Consider the following 16,625-nt stretch of genomic DNA (forward strand, 5'->3'; position numbering starts at 1 on the left):
TGTCAGAATTCACTTTCGTTTCCATTGACCCGAGCCGCCTTCATGCAAATCAACACCGCCCTGCTGTTCGCCACCCCTTGCGATGACGAGGAAGACAACATGGCGACCTTGTGCTGCCACAGCGACAAGGGGCAGATGTTCCTGCTCACCCGCTACCCGGATGAGGACACCGTGGACCTGACCCTGGACGATGAACCGTCGACGCTCGATGGCCTGAAGGTGACCCTGAGCGCAAAGCGCCTGCTGATCGAAGTGGCGGCCGGGGATCGAGATGCGTTGAAGGGTGACGAAACGCTGGAGATCGTGCTGACATCGGCAGGGACTGACCTGGAAGAGGTCGAACTGACCTTGCGCAACATTCTGGAGGGGACAGGGACCTTCGTCAGCGAGCTTTGATAGCCAATGTGCGCGTCGGCCCCCGGCGCGTGTCGGCGCATCGAAGCGCCCTTGATATCTTCAGCCCATGGCAAGGCCGGTACCTGCTTCAATCTACCGGGTTCTTGTGCAGCACCCTGCCCGCCTTGCCCGGCCGGTCGATGTAAAACGCGTCCAGCGCACTGTTATCCAGCCCTTTCACGGCGTTCCAGTGCGCCGATGTGTGCACATACTTTGCCTGCAGCAACGCTCGTTCCTGGGGCGTCAGGCGCAGTTGCGCACATTGCCCGAGGGCAAACTCATGCAGTTTGCGGCTGACAGGCAGCAACTCTGCCGGCAGGTGATGCGCATCGTCACTGCCCAAGGGAGCGAACGGTACGCCACCGCGCACGGCCAGTTCACGCATGATGCTGAGGTAGACACGTGACAGATGGCCACTGACTTCACGTTCTCGGTACACAGCGGCATACACCTGCTTTTCCGGGTCATCACGCCTGGCTCGGCTGCCTTCGATCGGCACCTCCCAGCTGAGCAGGGTTGGCCGCGGATCGATCAGGCCGGCAAAAGTCGAGGTCAGCAGCCCATTGACCGCCGCATGGGCGCTTGTGCATTCGGCCGGCGTCGTCCGCGCGACCCGGCTCGACTGCGGTTTGCACAAAAGAACCTGCTCACGCATGCGCTCCCGATAACCGCCACCGATATTCGAGTGCACACCCGGCACGACAATGTCGTTGTCGCTGCGCACCAGCGGGAAGTTGTGGCGCCGTTCATCACCTGCCACCAGTTGCACCACTTGCCGGGCGATAAGCGTGTCCAGCCCGAGACGCAAACCGCCGTAGTGATCGCTGGCAGGGTCGAAGCTGCCTTGCAAAGGTGCAACGATGGCCGCCACCGTATCGAACAGACCCATGAAGTTGATCGCCCGGAGCCCGTGCAGCTCGGCCGGCAAGCCCACCTCATCCTTGCCCAGCCGGTTGGCCAGGTGCCTGGCCGCCGCAGCACCGCGACTGAAACCGAACAGGTCGAATTCGATGCACCCGGGTACAACCTGAGGATGCTCGGCCCGATAATCGCGCAGTTGCCTGCCAACCTCCGCCAGTGCCTGCTCTACCCGGGCCTCCACCCCCGCGCTTCCGCGACCAGTCGCCTGGGCGAAGGATGAGTCAGGCGCACCGTGCGTTGTACCGATACCTTCCACATAAACGCTGAAATGGACCTGCCCTTGCACCGGCCCGAAGGGATAAAGCGCGTGCAGCAAGGCAATGTTGCTGCGGGCATTGGCATAACTACCCCCTGCGCAACCTTGGCTGGTGGAGGCCAAGGGTGCAGCGTTGCCCTGATTGTTGCCGGTGCCGTCGAAAAAAATGCCCACCCGCAGGGTTACCGGGGCAGGTATACCGGAGTGCTTGCTCATCATCATGCTCCTTCATGATTCGAAGGGCACAAGCAAGCGACAGATCTCCGCCACCGGAAATCGGAGAACACCTGAAACGCACGCGGATATTCCACCGCTTCAATGCGCATAAAAAACCGGGGCGTATTTGGTCGCCACCCCCCGGATAGATTAAAGTATCCACCCCTGCCAGGTCGGTCGCGCTCCGCGCCCGCCCTGGCCCAATCCCAGGAACCGCCGCCGATGGAACACCGTGAAGCGCTGATCGCGCTACGCACCTTTCTTTCCTCCCAGATCCTAGGCCAGGAAAAACTGGTCGAGCGGCTGTTGATCGTGCTGCTGGCCGACGGCCACATGCTGGTCGAGGGCGCCCCGGGCCTGGCCAAGACCAAGGCCATCAAAGAGCTGGCCGAAGGTGTCGAAGCGCAGTTCCATCGCATCCAGTTCACCCCTGATCTGCTCCCGGCCGACATCACCGGCACAGAAATCTACCGCCCGGAAACCGGCAGCTTCGTATTCCAGCAGGGGCCGATCTTCCACAACCTGGTGCTGGCCGACGAAATCAACCGGGCACCGGCCAAGGTGCAGTCGGCGTTACTCGAGGCAATGGCCGAACGCCAGGTCAGTGTCGGGCGCAGTACCTATGACCTGTCACCGCTGTTTCTGGTCATGGCCACGCAGAACCCGATCGAACAGGAAGGCACCTACCCGCTGCCGGAGGCCCAGCTCGACCGGTTCCTGATGCACGTGAAGATCGGCTTCCCCGATGCGGCGGTGGAGCGGCGCATTCTTGCCCAGGCCCGCGGTGAAGCGCTGGGTGGCGAAGTCAAGCCTGAACGGCGGGTCAGCCAGCAGGCCATCTTTGCCGCACGCAAGGAAATCCTTGGCCTGTACATGGCCGACGCGGTGGAGGAATACCTGGTGCAACTGGTCATGGCCACGCGCACACCGGCCAAGTTCGATACCGAGCTGGCCGACTGGATCGCCTATGGCGCCAGCCCACGCGGCTCCATCGCCCTGGATCGTTGTGCGCGGGCGCATGCCTGGCTGGCCGGGCGCGACTTCGTCAGCCCCGAGGATATCCAGGCCGTGCTGTTCGACGTGCTGCGCCACCGCATCATCCTCTCCTTCGAAGCCGAAGCGGCAGGGATCGACCAGGACCGCGTGGTCCAGCGCATCCTTGACGTCGTCGCCGTTGCCTGAGCCGATGCCCACCGCTCAGCAGGCCGAACCCGGCATCCGCATCGGCCTCGCCGAGCTGATCGACATGCGCCACCGGGTGCGCGAGATCCAGTTGTTCTCCCGCCCTGGCCAGCGCAGCCCGCTGGTCGGTCTGCACCACTCAAAACTGCGCGGGCGCGGCGTGGACTTCGACCAGGTGCGCGTCTACCAGGCCGGTGACGACGTACGCAACATCGACTGGCGGGTCACCGCACGCACCCAAGAGCCGCATACCAAGCTGTTCCATGAAGAACGCGAGCGGCCGATCTTCATCCTCGTCGAGCAAAGCCAGCGACTGTTCTTCGGCTCGGGGCTGATGTTCAAGTCAGTGCTCGCGGCCCAGGCTGCGGCGCTGTTCGGTTGGGCTGCGCTGGGCCACAACGACCGTATCGGCGGGTTGGTGTTCGGCGATGATGAGCACCACGAAATCAAGCCGCGGCGCAGCAAGCAAAGCCTGCTGCAGTTGCTCAACCGTATGGCGAAGGTCAACCAGGCGCTGCACACCGAAGCCGCGCCCCACGCTGACAGCCTGGGCCTGGCTTTGCGCCGCGCACGTGAAGTACTGCGCCCAGGCAGCCTGGCCATCGTCATTTGCGACGAGCGCTCACTCAGCGCCCAGGCTGAACAGCACCTGGCGATGCTCTCGCGCCATTGCGACCTGCTGCTGATACCGGTCTCCGACCCGCTCGACCACGCCTTGCCTGCTGCTGGCCTGCTGCGTTTTTCCCAGCGCGGTGCGCAGCTGGAGCTAGACACGCTGGACACCAACCTGCGCCAGGCCTACCGTCAGCAGGCCGAAGCGCGTATCGAACGCTGGGACTTGATGGCGCAAAAGCTGCGCGTGGTGCTGATGCCACTGAGCACCCAAAGCGAAATGATCGAGCAGTTGCGCGAATACCTCAATGCCCAGCGCCCTGGGAGCAGTAAATGAATCCGCTGGATCAGCTGCAGCCGCTGATCGCACCCTCGGCGATTGGCCTGTGGCCACCGGCACCAGGCTGGTGGCTGCTGCTCGCCTTGCTGCCACTGCTGGCCTGGGGCCTGTGGCGGCTGCGGCGCTGGCGCCCGGGCAAGCGCCGGGTGGTGCGTGCCGAACAGCCGCTCGACCCGGTGCGCCTAGAGGCGCTGGCCGAACTTGCCCGCCTACCCCGCCCCTACGACGGCGCGCCGGCCGGGGCCTGGTTGCAGCAGATCAACGCCTTGCTCAAACGCCTGTGCCGCAACCATTACCCCGGGGCCAACAGCCATACACTCAACGGCCGCCAGTGGCTGGCGTTCCTCGACAACCGCTGCCCGGCCGCCGGCCTGACCCGCTGGATGGTATTGGTCGAGGGCGCGTACAAGCCCGAGTGCAAGCTCGACGACAAGGCCATCGTCGGGCTCAGCCAGGCCGTCGAAACCTGGATTCGCAAACATGTTTGAACTGGCCTGGCCGTGGATCTTCGTGCTGTTGCCGCTGCCGTGGCTGGCGCGCCTGGTGCTGCCCGCCGCTGACAGCGGCGAGCCGGTGCTCAAGGTGGGCTTTCTCCACGAGCTGGAAGGCCTGGCCGGCCGGCGTGCGCGCCTGAACCTGCCAACCTGGCGCCAGCAGGCGCCGTTCGTGGTGATCTGGCTGCTGCTGTTGCTCGCCGCTGCCCGCCCGCAATGGCTGGGCGACCCGTTACCGGTGGCCGCCAGTGGCCGTGACCTGATGGTTGCAGTGGATGTGTCCGGCTCCATGGACTTCCCCGACATGCAGTGGAAGGACGACGAAGTCAGCCGCCTCGACCTGGTCAAGGCATTGATGGGCGACTTCCTGCAGGACCGCGAAGGCGACCGCGTCGGCCTGATTCTGTTTGGCAGCCAGGCCTACCTGCAGGCACCGCTGACCTTTGACCGGCGCACTGTGCGTACCTTCCTCGACGAAGCGCAAATCGGCATAGCTGGCAAAAACACCGCCATCGGTGACGCCATTGGCCTTGCGGTCAAACGCCTGCGCCAGCGCCCTGCGCAAAGCCGCGTGCTGGTGCTGATTACCGACGGCGCCAACAATGGCGGGCAGATCCACCCATTGACCGCCGCCCGCCTGGCCGCCCAGGAAGGCGTGCGCATCTACACCATCGGCATCGGCGCCAACCCCGAGGCCAGCGGCACGCCCGGCCTGCTCGGCCTCAACCCAAGCCTGGACCTGGACGAAGCCTCGCTCAAGGAAATCGCCGAGCTGACCCGCGGCGCGTACTTCCGCGCCCACGACGGTGCCGAACTGGACGCCATCGGCGATACCCTGGATCAGCTAGAACCCGTCGCCCAGCAGCCGACCCAGGCGCGCACGGCCAAGGCCCTGTATGCCTGGCCATTGGCCCTGGCCTTACTGCTCAGCGTGCTGTTGGTGGTGGCGGTGCAATGGCCAAACAACCTGCTGCAACGGGGCCTGCGCAAACCGCGCTTCCTGCAGCCCCACCCGCAATGGCGTGAGCGCCTTAAACGGCTGCGCTTGAGGAAGCGGCGATGATCGATCTGTGGCCGCAATGGTTGCGCCCCCTCTGGCTGCTGGTAGTGCCGCTGCTCGCCTGGCTGCTGTTCAAGCTGTGGCACCGGCGCAAGCGCGCCGGGCGCTGGCAGATGATCCTGCCCAAGGCATTCCACCCGGTGCTGCTCGGTGGCGGCAGTGGCAGCAACAGCAAACTGCCCTGGGTGGCCCTCGGCCTTGCCTGGTTGCTGGTCGTTCTGGCGCTGCTCGGGCCGAGCTGGCAGCGTGTGGAGGAATCCCGCCAACGCCCGGCCGACCCGCTGGTGATCCTGCTCGAACTGACGCCGCAGATGCTTGCCGAGGACACCCCGCCCAACCGGCTGCAGCAGGCTCGGCGCAAGGTCCTGGACCTGCTCGAACACCGCCGCGACAGCCAGACCGCCCTGATCGTCTACGCAGGCAGCGCACACACCTTGGTGCCGCTGTCCGACGACCTGAGCACCACGCGCAACCTGCTCGAGGCCATCGACCCTTCGATCATGCCGCAGCCCGGCCAACGCGCCGACCTGGCCGTGCAAAAAGGCCTGGCCCTGCTGGCGCAGAGCGGCCTGGGCCAAGGCCGCCTATTGCTGATCGGTTCGGCATTGAGCGGCCCGGAACGCCAAGGCATCGTCCAGGCCCTGGGCCGCCAGGGCCCGAGCCTGTTGATGCTCGGAGTCGGCACCAGCGACGGGGCTCCGGTGCGCCAGGCCAACGGCGAGTTCCTCAAGGACGAGCAAGGCGCCATTCTGGTACCGCGCCTGGACAGCGGCGGCCTCAGGGCGTTTATCAACAGCACCGGCGGACGCTACCGTCATGCCCGCATCGACGACCTCGACCTGCGTGGCCTGGGCCTGTACGACAACCCGCGCATCCTGCGCAATGACGGCCAGAACGTGCAACTCGACAGCTGGGCCGACCAAGGCTACTGGCTGTTGATCCCCCTGTTACTGCTGGCCGCCTGCGCGGGTCGGCGCGGCTGGCTGTTCTGCCTGCCGCTGCTGCTGGCCCTGCCGCAGCCAAGCCAGGCCTTGGAGTTCAATGACCTGTGGTTGCGCCCCGACCAGCAGGGCCAGCGCCTGCTTGAACAGAACCGCCCGGCGGACGCCGCCCGGCACTTCCAGGACCCGCAATGGCGCGGCATGGCGCTGTACCAGGCCGGCGACTACGCCGCGGCCGCCAAGGCCTTTGCCCAAGGCAATACGACAGCGGCCCACTACAATCGAGGCAATGCCCTGGCCCGCAGCGGCGAGTTGGAAGCCGCCCTGGATGCCTATGAGCAAGCCCTCGAGCGCCAGCCCGATTTCAAGCCGGCGCTGGATAACCAGGCACTGATCCAGCAGCTGTTGCAACAACGCGAAGCACAGGCCGAGGAACAACCGGCCAAAGACGATGCCCAAGGCACACCCGGCAGCGAGACCGAGGGCAACAGCAGCTCGGCCAGCAGCCCGGCGCAGGGCACGCCCGGCAACAATGAACCGGCCAACGCCGAACAGCCCGGCCAAGACAGCAACAACAGCCAGGCCACTCCCGGAAACCAGGGTGGCGACGATGACAGCATCACCCAGCCGCCCAAGCGGCCGGTTTCCACCAGCCTGGACGCCGAGCAACGCCAAGCCCTGGAACAATGGCTGCGGGAAATCCCCGACAACCCGGCGCAGCTGCTACGCCGCAAATTCTGGTATGAACAGCAATTGCATCAGGAAACCCCACGATGAGTCGCCTCGGCGTCTTTCTCTTCAGCCTCTTCTGGGCCCTTCTGGCCCAGGCCGAGCCGACCCTGCAGGCCAGCGTCGATCGCACTCGCCTGGGCGCCGGCGAAACTTTGGAACTGACCCTCGAAAGCCAGGATGTGACCCAGTTCGGCAAGCCCGACCTGCGCGCCCTGGACGGCGACTTCGAAGTGCGCGGCACGCGCCAGTTGAACAGCCTGCATACCCTCGACGGCGAGACCCGCGCCAGCACCCGCTGGATCATTACCCTACTGCCAAGGCGTAGCGGCAGCCTGCGTATTCCTGAGCTGCGACTGGGCCAGTCACACAGCCAGGCCATCGATCTGCAGGTGCTGCAGGCCGACGCCAGCCGCCCGGACACTGCGTCCCAGATATTCGTCGAAGCCACGCTGGACAGCAACGAGGTCTATGTCCAGGCCCAGGCCGTGCTGACCCTGCGCATCTACCATTCGGTGTCGCTGTACGATGACAGCAGCCTGAGCCCGCTGCAGCTGGAAAACGCCAAGGTCGAGCCGCTGGGTGACTCACGCACCTATGAGAAGGACATCAACGGCGTACGCCACGGGGTGATCGAGACACGCTACGCACTCTATCCGCAGCACAGCGGCACCCTGGAAATCGCGCCGCTCACGTTCACCGCCACCGCCGCCGATAACGCTCAGCAGCCTGAGGGCGCTGCACGCACCGCTCGCCAGGTACAGGTCAGGTCGCTACCGCTGCGCCTGACCGTACGCCCGATCCCCGCCGCCTGGCCCGCGGCCGAACCGTGGTTGCCAGCCCGCAGCCTGACCCTGGAGGAGCACTGGAACCCCGACCCAGGCAGGCAGCAAACCCAGATAGGCGATTCGCTGACCCGCAGCATCACGCTGCGCGCCGAAGGGCTGTCCAGCACCCAGTTGCCGCAATTGCCCGCCACAGAAATCGCCGGGCTGCGCCGCTACCCGGACCAACCGCTGCTGCGCAACGAAATCAGCGAGCGCGGCATGACCGCCAACCGCGAGGAACGCGAAGCGCTGGTGCCGACCCACAGCGGCGAACTTGCCCTGCCGGCGCTGGAAGTCACCTGGTGGAATACCCGCGAGGACCATCTGGAGCACAGCAGCCTGCCGGCGCGTAACCTGAATGTGCAGGACAACCCTGCCCTGAGCGCCGACACCCCGGTAGGCGATGCCGGCAGCGCCAGCCATCTGCTCTGGCCTTGGCAACTCTGCACCGTGATTTTCGCCCTCTCCACGGCGCTCGGTTTTACCCTGTGGTGGCGCGCCCGCTCGCAACCAGCGGTACTGCGCGCCGCGCAGACCGGCCCAAGCCCACGCACCCTGCTGGACGACCTCAAGCGCGCCTGCCAGGCCAACGACCCACAGGCCACCCGCCAGGCACTCGACGCCTGGGCGCGGCAGCAGCCGGAGACCTTGGCGGAGATGGCGGCGCGGTTCGTGCCGCTGTCGGATGCGCTGGATGGGTTGAACGGGGCGCTTTACAGCGAGAGTGGGCAGTATTGGCAGGGGGAGGATTTGTGGCGGGCGATTGGCACGATTCCACCGGCGGAACAGGTGTTGTTGCCTTCGGGTGAGCCGGGGAGCTTGCCGCCGCTTTATCCGAAGTGATTGGGAGAGGGGCGCAGCACTAAAGACAGGCCCCTCTCAGCCCGGATGCAATCCTGACCCTTCCCCCGCTGATCACCGGCAGCGATCAGATGAACCGATGCCCCTGAAACGGGTTCCAGCCCTGCTCCCCTTTGGTCTGTTTCAGGTAATAGGCATAATTGGTCAACATGCCATACAGCACGGCAAAGGCCACACTGATGCCCTGGTCCAGCGCCCGAGGCACCGCATTACCCGTGGCAGCCTCGTAAACGCCTTCAAGCAGCCCGATGCCCATAATGATGGCCAGCATGACCAGGTTCTTCTTCCACATGCCCAGGACGAACCAGTAGATCGGGCCAAAGAAGAATCCGAGGAAATTGTTGTTGATCAACAGTTTCTTGCGAAACGGCAAGGCGCGAAAAGCAGCTTTGTAACTCGTTTCACGTGGCCCTCCATGCTGATCGAAGAAAGCGAAACGCTCCTGCCATTTAGGCTTGAGGTTGGCGTAATCGGCCTGGATTTGTGGCGTGCTTTGCATAAAAATTCCTTTTCAAATTGGTTCCGGTAGCCCACACCAGCAGCATCGCAAGCGCCGCGGCCGGGGCGAAGATTAGATCATCGGCGATGGCCGGCAACAAGCGAGCAAATGGCCACTATGTCGACCCGTTCGCATAATGGAATGTCCCTGTAGCGCACCGCCCTCCCTTTCAACGCATCGAACACTGCCCGGCTCCAGACAATCGCCAAGCCACTTGAGTTACCATACCGCCCTCCCTCGAGGGCTACCTTGGCGCTGTCATGACGCCAGATGCCGAAGCCTTCATGTCCCAATCCAACAGGTCATCCATGCGTCTGTTTCACACCTCCGACTGGCACCTGGGCCAAAGCCTGCACGGCCAGGAACGCGACTTCGAACACGCCTGCTTCCTCGAATGGCTGCTCGGCCAGCTGCACCTGCGCCAGCCCGATGCGCTGTTGATCGCCGGCGATATCTTCGACACGGTCAACCCACCGGTCAAAGCCCAGGAGCGGCTTTACGACTTCATCGTCCAGGCCCACGAGCAACAGCCGAAGCTGGATATCGTGATGATCGCCGGCAACCATGACTCCGGCTCGCGCATCGAGCTACCCGCCGCGCTCATGCGCCGCCTGCGCACCCACGCGCTGGGCCGTGTGCATTGGCTCGACGAAGGCCAGCTGGATGCCGAACGCCTGCTGATCCCGCTCACCAACAGCCGCGGCAAAGTGGCGGCCTGGTGCCTGGCCCTGCCCTTCCTGCGCCCGGCCGAGGTCACCGGCCCGCAGTTGGGCGACGACTACCTGCAGGGCATCAACCAGGTGCACCAGCAACTGATCGCGGCCGCGCAGAAAAAACGCAAGAAGGACCAGGCGCTGGTCGCCATCAGCCACGCGCACATGGCCGGCGGTGCTGTATCCGAAGACTCCGAGCGCAGCCTGATCATCGGTAACGCCGAGGCCCTTCCGGCCAAACTGTTCGACACGGCCATCAGCTACGTTGCCCTGGGCCACCTGCACAAGCCGCAGAAGGTCAACCGCGAAACCCGCATCCGCTACAGCGGCTCGCCGATCCCATTGTCGTTCGCTGAAATCAATTACCCGCACCAGGTGCTGGAAGTCGAGCTCGAGGACACTGAACTGGTCAGCGTCGAAGCGCGCCCGGTGCCGCGCGCCGTGGCCCTGCAGCGCATCGGCCCTGCGCCGTTGGGCGAGCTGCTGGAGCAACTGGCCGAGCTGCCGGTGATCGACCTGCTCGAAGACCCCAACCGCCAGCCCTGGCTCGAAGTGCGTGTGCTCTTGGACGAGCCGCAGCCCGACCTGCGCCAGCAAATCGAAAGCGCATTGGAAGGCAAAGCGGTGCGACTGATCCGCATCGGCGCCGAATATGCTGGCCGTGGTAACGACGAAGAAAGCGATCTTGAGTTCGTCGAACTGTCGCAGATGACCCCGCAGGACCTGTTCAGCCGCGCCTGGGAACAGGCCTACGGCAACCCCGTCGACGAGCAGGCCCTGGCCGACTTCGCCCTGTTGCTGCAGGACGTTCAGCTGGAAGAGGAACAGCCATGAAGATTCTCGCCATCCGCCTGAAGAACCTGGCATCCCTGGCCGGCCCGGTCGACATCGACTTCACCGCCGAACCCCTGGCCAGTGCCGGGCTGTTCGCCATCACCGGGCCGACCGGTGCCGGCAAGAGCACCCTGCTCGACGCCCTGTGCCTGGCCCTGTTCGGCACCGTGCCGCGGCTCAACGCCATCGGCCGCGAAGCCAAGGTGCCGGACGCCGATGGCGACATCCCCACATCCGACCCGCGCAACCTGCTGCGCCGCGGTACCGGCAGCGGCTTTGCCGAGGTCGATTTCATCGGCATCGACGGCCACCGCTACCGCGCACGCTGGGAGGCCAACCGCGCCCGCGACAAAGCCAACGGCAAGCTGCAGCTCAGCCGCCAGAGCCTCTACGACCTTGACAGCGAGCAGGTGCTGGGCAGCGGCAAGAACGAATACAAGCAGCTGATCGAAGCCCGCCTGGGCCTGAACTTCGAGCAGTTCACCCGCGCGGTGATGCTGGCCCAAAGCGAGTTCAGTGCCTTCCTCAAGGCCGACGACAGAGAACGCAGCGAGCTGCTGGAAAAGCTTACCAACACCGCCATCTACACCCGCCTCGGCCAGCGCGCCTTCACCAAGGCGCGGGAAACCGGCGAAGCGCACAACGCACTGAAAGACCGTGCCAGCCACCTGCTACCGATGGTCGCAGAGGCCCGCGCCGAACTCGACGAGCGCCTGGAGCAGGCGCAGCAACAATTCAAGAACCACCAGGCGCGGCAGCGCCAATTGGAGCAACAGCGCAACTGGCTCAACGAACAGCGCCAACTGCAAGCCCAGCACAGCGAAGCCAGCGCGGCCTTGCAGGCTGCCGAGCAAGGCTGGCAAGCCCTGGCCGAGCAACGCCTCGACCTGCAACGCCTGGAGCGCCTGGCACCGCAGCGCCACCAGTTCCACCGCCAGCAAGTACTGACCGCGCAACTGGCGCCCTTGGCTGCGCAGATCGCAGCACAACACCAGCAGCAAGGCGAGCTGCAGACACGCACCGGCGAACTGCAACAGGCGCTGCTGGCGGCCCGCCAGTCGCTCGCCGACAGCCAGGCCCAGCACAGCGAAAACACCCCGCGCCTGCGCCAGGCGTTCGCCGGCCAGGACAGCCTGGCACGGCTGGACAATGAGCTGACAACGCAACGCACGGCCAGCCAGCAGGCCGACCAGCACGTCGCCGAAGGGCAGCAGCAACTGCAGCAGCTGGAAGAAAACCAGCAGCGCAGCCTGAAACAACTGGCACAGATCGATGAGGCACTGGCCGGTAGCCAACACCTCGCCGGGTTGGCAAACGCCTGGCAGGCCTACCTGCCCCAACTCAAGCAAGTGATGCTGATCGGCGGGCGACTGAGCAAGGGCCGCGAAGAGCTGCCGGGCCTGCAGGCTCAGGCCAGCCAGGCCAACGTGCAGTTGCAGGCGCAGCGCGACCATTACGAACTGCTGTTCCGCGAAGCCAAGGCCGAACCACAGGCGCTGGCCGAGCAGATCGACCTGCTCGGCGGCATGCTCCAGGACAATCGCAAACAGCAGCGTGCCGTCGAAACACTGTCGCGCCTGCATGGCCGCGAGCTGGAGTTGCGCCAGCAACTTGAGGCCATACGTGAGCGCCAGCAGCAGGCCATGCAACAACGCCAGCAACTGATCGGCGAAGGGACTGCAGCCAAGGCCGAGCTTGAGGCCGCCGAGCAGGCGCTCACCCTCACCCGCCAACTGCTGGAGCGCCAGCGCCTGGCGCGTAACACCAGCGTCGAAGAGCTGCGTGGCCAGTTGCGCGACGGCGAGCCCTGCCCGGTGTGTGGCAGCGCCGAACACCCATTCCACCAGCCTGAAGCGCTGCTGCAAAGCCTGGGCCGGCATGACCAGGCCGAAGAGGACGCGGCGCAGAAGCAGGTCGAATCCCTCAATGGCAAGCTGGTGGAACTGCGCACCCAGCTTGGCGTGGTCAACGCCCAGCTCAAGGACTACCAGCAGCAACAGGTACAACTGAGCGAGCAATTGCAGCCATTGGTTGCGCAGGTGCAGGCTCACAGCCTGTGGCCTGCCCTCGCCCCCCAGGACGACAAAGCCCGCACGGCCTGGCTGGCCAACCAGCTGCAGCGCCTGGACGATGAAATTGCCAAGGACGAGAAACGCCAGAGCGCCCTGCTCGCCTTGCAAAAAGAGGCTGCCCGCCTCAACCAGCAATTGCAGGCCGCGCATGAAGCGCAACAGCAGGCCCAGCGCCACCTGGACCACCAACACCAGGCTCTGGCCAGCGACGAACAGCAGTTGCAGCAAGGCCTGGATGACCTGGCCAGTGTGCTGCCGGATGATGTCCTGAAGGCCCTAAGCGACGACCCAGCCAATGCCTTCCTCGGCCTCGATCAGCAGATCGCCCAGCGTTTGCAACAGCTGGAGCAGCGCAAAGACGAGCAGGAAGAACAGCAAGCCCGCCAGGTACAGCTGGACAAGCTGCGCGACCAGCAGCAGACACGCCTGCAGGCGCAGCAGCAGTTGCAGCAGACACTGGCCAGCCTTGTCGAGCAGCGCCAGCAGGCGCAGGCCAACCTCGCCGAACTGCTAGGCCAGCATGCCAGTGCAGAAGCCTGGCAACAGCACCTGGAGGCACAACTGGAGCAGGCCCGTGCGGCCGATGCCGACACCGCGCAGCGCCTGCAGGACCTGCGGACCCAGGGCGTGAAACTGGCCGCCGAGCTTGATGCCAACGCCCAACGGCAGCAGGCACTGGAGCAGGAGTGTCAGCAGTTGCAGGGCGCGATCGCCCAGTGGCGCAGCGAGCACCCCGAGCTGGATGACAGTGGCCTCGATCGCCTGCTGGCCATCGACGATGCGCAACTTGGGGCCCTGCGCCAGCAGCTGCAGCACGCAGAGAAAGCCATCGAACAAGCTCGCGTGCTGCTGCAGGAGCGTGAGCAGCGGCTTGAGCAGCATAACGCCCAGACACAGGGCGAGCTGCCCGCTGACGACCTGGAGCAGACCCTGGCCGAGCTCCAGCAGCACCTCAACGTTCAGGAACAACAGTGCGCCGAACTGCGCGCGCAACAGGCCGATGACCAACGCCGCCAGCAGGCGCACCAGGCCCTGGCCGCCGAAATCGAACAGGCCCGCGAGCAGTGGCAGCGCTGGGCACGCCTGAATGCGCTGATCGGCTCGGCCTCCGGCGATGTGTTCCGCAAGATCGCCCAGGGCTACAACCTTGACCTGCTGCTGCACCATGCCAACGCCCAGTTGCGCCAACTGGCGCGGCGCTACCGCCTGAAACGTGGCGGCAGCGCCCTGGGGCTGCTGGTGCTGGACACCGAGATGGGCGACGAACTGCGCTCGGTGCACTCCTTGTCTGGCGGTGAAACCTTCCTGGTCTCGCTGGCGCTGGCCCTGGGCCTGGCGTCAATGGCGTCGAGCACCCTGCGTATCGAGTCGCTGTTCATCGACGAGGGGTTCGGCAGCCTCGACCCCGAGTCGCTGCAATTGGCCATGGACGCCCTCGACGGCCTTCAGGCACAGGGCCGCAAGGTGGCGGTGATCTCCCATGTGCAAGAGATGCACGAACGCATTCCAGTGCAGATCCAGGTGCGGCGCCAGGGCAACGGCCTGAGTGATGTCGAGGTATGCGGGTGATCCTTTACTCGTTTCGCCGTTGCCCATGGGCCATGCGTGCGCGCCTGGCACTGCGCTATGCCGGGTGCGAGGTACACATCCGCGAAGTGGCGATGAAGAACAAGCCGGCCGAATTGCTGGCTTTGTCACCCAAGGGCACGGTGCCGGTGCTCGACACCGGCGAAGGCGTGCTGGAGGAAAGCCTGGACATCATGCGCTGGGCGCTCGAGCGCAATGACCCGCAGGACTGGCGGCTGCAGGCTGACCCTGCAGCCGCACAACAGGCTGACCGACTTATTGCCCGCAACGACAGCGAATTCAAGGCGCAGGTCAACCTGTACAAATATGCCGAGCGATACCCCGAGCACACACGCGAACATTACCGTCAGCAGGCCGAGGCCTGGCTGGCGGAGCTTGAACACCTGCTAGAGGGCCGGCCCTACCTGCTGGCCCACCATCCAAGCCTGGTCGACGCCGCACTGCTGCCCCTGATGCGCCAGTTTGCCGGGGTCGAACCGCAGTGGTTCGCCGAGGCGGACTATCCGCGTGTGCGCAGCTGGCTGGAGGGATGGTTGGCGTCTGAGCTATTCAACGCAGTGATGGCGCGCCCCTGAATCGATAGTCACTCGATGAACTTCAAATCCGAAGGTGCGTCCTGCGCCAGGGTCTGCACCGTCTCACCCAGCTTGCCCGTACGCGGATCACGGCGCATGACCACGATCTGGTTGCTCTTCTGGTTGGCCACCAGCAGGAAATTGTCACTCGGGTCCAGGGCAAACTCCCGCGGATGGTCGCCCTCCACAGAACGACGCTGCAGGAAGGCCAGCTGCCCATCATCCTCGCCCACACTGAATGCAACGATCTCATTGGCCGTGCCGCGGTTGCTCACATACAGAAAGCGCCCGTCCGCCGAGAGGTGCAGGCCGCCTGCTGCCTTGGCCGCCGCGTCCTGCTGCTCGGTCAGCGGCAGGCGCTGGCGTTCGCGCAGGGCAGCGTCCTCGACATCGAACATGACCACTTCGGCGCTCATTTCCAGCGTCAGATAGGCATGCCGCCCCTTGGCATCGAACAACAGGTGACGCGGGCCACTGCCAGCTGGCAGGTCGACCGATGCGGGGATGGCCGGGCTTAGCGGGCGGTCGGTGCTGGCGCCGTCGTAGCGGTAGATGAATACCCTGTCGGCCCCCAGGTCACTGGCGTACAGGTGACTACCGTCCGGCGACAGCACCACTGAATGCACATGGGCACCGGCCTGGCGCTCGGGGTTCACCCCACTGGGCTCGTGTCCGGCCTGCTGCACCACATCCTTGAGCTTGCCGTCTTTGGCCACCGGTATCACCACCAGGCTGCCGCCCGGGTCTGGAGCGACGGCGTAGTTGGCGACGAACAGGTAACGCTGGTCGCGGCTGAGGCTGGCATGCGTCGGTTCGTCGCCACGGGTGGCAACCTGGTTCAGCGGCTTGATCTCACCCTTGCTGCTCACGCTGAAACTGCTGGCGTGGCCCTTTGGCGCCTCGTTGACCGCGAACAGTTGCCGCTGATCCGCCGAAAGCACCAGCCAGGAAGGGCTGACGCTCTTGACCACCTGCTGCGGCGCAGGGCCGATGAGGCCAGTCTTGCTGTCGAACTGGTAACGGTAGATACCTTGGCTCGCACCATCGGTATAACTGCCCACCAGCAGCGTGACGGCCTGGGCATTCAAAGTCAGGCTCATGAGGCTAGTGGCCAGCAGGCTGGTCCAGGTCGGGTTCATCGTCGTCTTCATCCGGGGCGCGAAAGGCACTCATACAGACTAGACGATGCTCGCCCTGGGCATCGTGCAGTTGCCACTCGTCACCGGCGCCGATGGCAGCGGCGACCTGTTCGGCAGTGAAGGCCCAACGCCGGTGTAGGCGGCCGTCCATGCATTCGACCGTCAGGCCTGTTTCATCGAGGTTGAAGTCGAAGGCGTGCAGGCCATCGATCAGTAGCATGTCGCAGGATGCGAGGGCGGTGGCGAGGGGAGACATGAAGGTACCAGCTGAAAAAGAGGCGACAGTATAGCCTTCGCGCCGCTTTGCAGCCCAGTCGCCGCAGTTAGTCGCCACGACAAACCGGCGATTGGGCCGCAAAGCGGCCCTCCAC

The 16,625-nt window shown here is 65.0% G+C and carries 14 protein-coding genes; 10 read left to right on the forward strand and 4 right to left on the reverse strand.

The window, feature by feature from the left end; all coding sequences use genetic code 11:
- The first annotated feature begins 42 nt into the window (after positions 1 to 42).
- On the forward strand, positions 43 to 396 hold the full coding sequence (locus tag EGJ09_RS22780; RefSeq protein ID WP_012313505.1) for a hypothetical protein: 354 nt from the start codon (positions 43 to 45) through the stop codon (positions 394 to 396).
- 88 nt (positions 397 to 484) lie between these two features.
- On the opposite strand, the gene EGJ09_RS22785 is transcribed toward EGJ09_RS22780, so the two are convergent.
- A complete protein-coding gene (locus EGJ09_RS22785; protein ID WP_371928100.1) occupies positions 485 to 1,795 on the reverse strand; it encodes a DUF2235 domain-containing protein in 1,311 nt (436 codons plus the stop codon).
- A 216-nt stretch (positions 1,796 to 2,011) separates the two neighbouring features.
- Between EGJ09_RS22785 and EGJ09_RS22790 the strand changes: the two genes are divergently transcribed.
- Genes EGJ09_RS22790 through EGJ09_RS22815 form a run of 6 tightly spaced genes read left to right on the forward strand, consistent with a single transcriptional unit; the run spans position 2,012 to position 8,817 of the window.
- Positions 2,012 to 2,971, forward strand: coding sequence for a MoxR family ATPase (locus EGJ09_RS22790; protein ID WP_012313500.1), 960 nt, complete (start codon positions 2,012 to 2,014; stop codon positions 2,969 to 2,971).
- A gap of 4 nt (positions 2,972 to 2,975) precedes the next feature.
- Positions 2,976 to 3,920 carry a DUF58 domain-containing protein gene (locus EGJ09_RS22795; protein WP_125924845.1) on the forward strand — a complete coding sequence of 315 codons (945 nt, stop codon included), beginning with the start codon at positions 2,976 to 2,978 and terminating at the stop codon, positions 3,918 to 3,920.
- Positions 3,917 to 4,411, forward strand: coding sequence for a DUF4381 domain-containing protein (locus tag EGJ09_RS22800; RefSeq protein ID WP_046786503.1), 495 nt, complete (start codon positions 3,917 to 3,919; stop codon positions 4,409 to 4,411). Before EGJ09_RS22795 ends, EGJ09_RS22800 begins: the two co-directional genes overlap by 4 nt.
- Positions 4,404 to 5,480, forward strand: coding sequence for a VWA domain-containing protein (locus EGJ09_RS22805; RefSeq protein WP_115275435.1), 1,077 nt, complete (start codon positions 4,404 to 4,406; stop codon positions 5,478 to 5,480). The genes EGJ09_RS22800 and EGJ09_RS22805 overlap by 8 nt, the downstream gene beginning before the upstream one ends.
- Entirely contained in the window at positions 5,477 to 7,195 is a 1,719-nt protein-coding gene (locus tag EGJ09_RS22810; RefSeq protein WP_119688550.1) for a tetratricopeptide repeat protein, read from the forward strand. Before EGJ09_RS22805 ends, EGJ09_RS22810 begins: the two co-directional genes overlap by 4 nt.
- Positions 7,192 to 8,817, forward strand: coding sequence for a BatD family protein (locus EGJ09_RS22815; protein ID WP_125924846.1), 1,626 nt, complete (start codon positions 7,192 to 7,194; stop codon positions 8,815 to 8,817). The genes EGJ09_RS22810 and EGJ09_RS22815 overlap by 4 nt, the downstream gene beginning before the upstream one ends.
- Before the next feature lie 85 nt (positions 8,818 to 8,902).
- Here the strand turns inward: EGJ09_RS22815 and EGJ09_RS22820 are convergent, their stop codons facing one another.
- The gene (locus EGJ09_RS22820) at positions 8,903 to 9,334 is read right to left on the reverse strand and encodes a DUF2628 domain-containing protein (RefSeq protein ID WP_046786507.1); all 432 of its coding nucleotides are present in this window, start codon (positions 9,332 to 9,334) and stop codon (positions 8,903 to 8,905) included.
- A 308-nt stretch (positions 9,335 to 9,642) separates the two neighbouring features.
- Here EGJ09_RS22820 and EGJ09_RS22825 point away from each other — a divergent pair, with 308 nt between their 5' ends.
- From EGJ09_RS22825 to EGJ09_RS22835, 3 genes are read left to right on the forward strand one after another with little or no spacing between them, the layout of a single operon-like run.
- A complete protein-coding gene (locus EGJ09_RS22825; RefSeq protein WP_125924847.1) occupies positions 9,643 to 10,881 on the forward strand; it encodes an exonuclease SbcCD subunit D C-terminal domain-containing protein in 1,239 nt (412 codons plus the stop codon).
- Entirely contained in the window at positions 10,878 to 14,522 is a 3,645-nt protein-coding gene (locus tag EGJ09_RS22830; protein WP_125924848.1) for an AAA family ATPase, read from the forward strand. The genes EGJ09_RS22825 and EGJ09_RS22830 overlap by 4 nt, the downstream gene beginning before the upstream one ends.
- Positions 14,519 to 15,115 (forward strand): glutathione S-transferase, encoded by a 597-nt coding sequence (locus EGJ09_RS22835; RefSeq protein ID WP_125924860.1) that lies wholly within the window; start codon positions 14,519 to 14,521, stop codon positions 15,113 to 15,115. The genes EGJ09_RS22830 and EGJ09_RS22835 overlap by 4 nt, the downstream gene beginning before the upstream one ends.
- A gap of 8 nt (positions 15,116 to 15,123) precedes the next feature.
- Here the strand turns inward: EGJ09_RS22835 and EGJ09_RS22840 are convergent, their stop codons facing one another.
- Both EGJ09_RS22840 and EGJ09_RS22845 read right to left on the reverse strand, forming a co-directional pair.
- Entirely contained in the window at positions 15,124 to 16,254 is a 1,131-nt protein-coding gene (locus tag EGJ09_RS22840; RefSeq protein WP_177433178.1) for a lactonase family protein, read from the reverse strand.
- The gene (locus EGJ09_RS22845) at positions 16,220 to 16,510 is read right to left on the reverse strand and encodes a DUF5629 family protein (RefSeq protein ID WP_125924850.1); all 291 of its coding nucleotides are present in this window, start codon (positions 16,508 to 16,510) and stop codon (positions 16,220 to 16,222) included. Before EGJ09_RS22845 ends, EGJ09_RS22840 begins: the two co-directional genes overlap by 35 nt.
- Positions 16,511 to 16,625: the final 115 nt, after the last annotated feature.

Origin of the sequence: Pseudomonas sp. p106 (assembly GCF_003936645.1) — a bacterium.
In the GTDB taxonomy this organism is placed as follows: Bacteria; Pseudomonadota; Gammaproteobacteria; order Pseudomonadales; family Pseudomonadaceae; genus Aquipseudomonas; species Aquipseudomonas putida_E.

Excerpts from the sequence above, each read along its gene's own strand:
- EGJ09_RS22800 (WP_046786503.1), top strand. The coding sequence starts at position 3,917 with ATGAATCCGCTGGATCAGCTGCAGCCGCTGATCGCACCCTCGGCGATT.
- EGJ09_RS22840 (WP_177433178.1), bottom strand. The coding sequence starts at position 16,254 with ATGAACCCGACCTGGACCAGCCTGCTGGCCACTAGCCTCATGAGCCTG.
- EGJ09_RS22795 (WP_125924845.1), top strand. The coding sequence starts at position 2,976 with ATGCCCACCGCTCAGCAGGCCGAACCCGGCATCCGCATCGGCCTCGCC.
- EGJ09_RS22820 (WP_046786507.1), bottom strand. The coding sequence starts at position 9,334 with ATGCAAAGCACGCCACAAATCCAGGCCGATTACGCCAACCTCAAGCCT.
- EGJ09_RS22790 (WP_012313500.1), top strand. The coding sequence starts at position 2,012 with ATGGAACACCGTGAAGCGCTGATCGCGCTACGCACCTTTCTTTCCTCC.
- EGJ09_RS22810 (WP_119688550.1), top strand. The coding sequence starts at position 5,477 with ATGATCGATCTGTGGCCGCAATGGTTGCGCCCCCTCTGGCTGCTGGTA.
- EGJ09_RS22785 (WP_371928100.1), bottom strand. The coding sequence starts at position 1,795 with ATGATGATGAGCAAGCACTCCGGTATACCTGCCCCGGTAACCCTGCGG.
- EGJ09_RS22845 (WP_125924850.1), bottom strand. The coding sequence starts at position 16,510 with ATGTCTCCCCTCGCCACCGCCCTCGCATCCTGCGACATGCTACTGATC.
- EGJ09_RS22815 (WP_125924846.1), top strand. The coding sequence starts at position 7,192 with ATGAGTCGCCTCGGCGTCTTTCTCTTCAGCCTCTTCTGGGCCCTTCTG.
- EGJ09_RS22805 (WP_115275435.1), top strand. The coding sequence starts at position 4,404 with ATGTTTGAACTGGCCTGGCCGTGGATCTTCGTGCTGTTGCCGCTGCCG.
- EGJ09_RS22780 (WP_012313505.1), top strand. The coding sequence starts at position 43 with ATGCAAATCAACACCGCCCTGCTGTTCGCCACCCCTTGCGATGACGAG.
- EGJ09_RS22825 (WP_125924847.1), top strand. The coding sequence starts at position 9,643 with ATGCGTCTGTTTCACACCTCCGACTGGCACCTGGGCCAAAGCCTGCAC.
- EGJ09_RS22830 (WP_125924848.1), top strand. The coding sequence starts at position 10,878 with ATGAAGATTCTCGCCATCCGCCTGAAGAACCTGGCATCCCTGGCCGGC.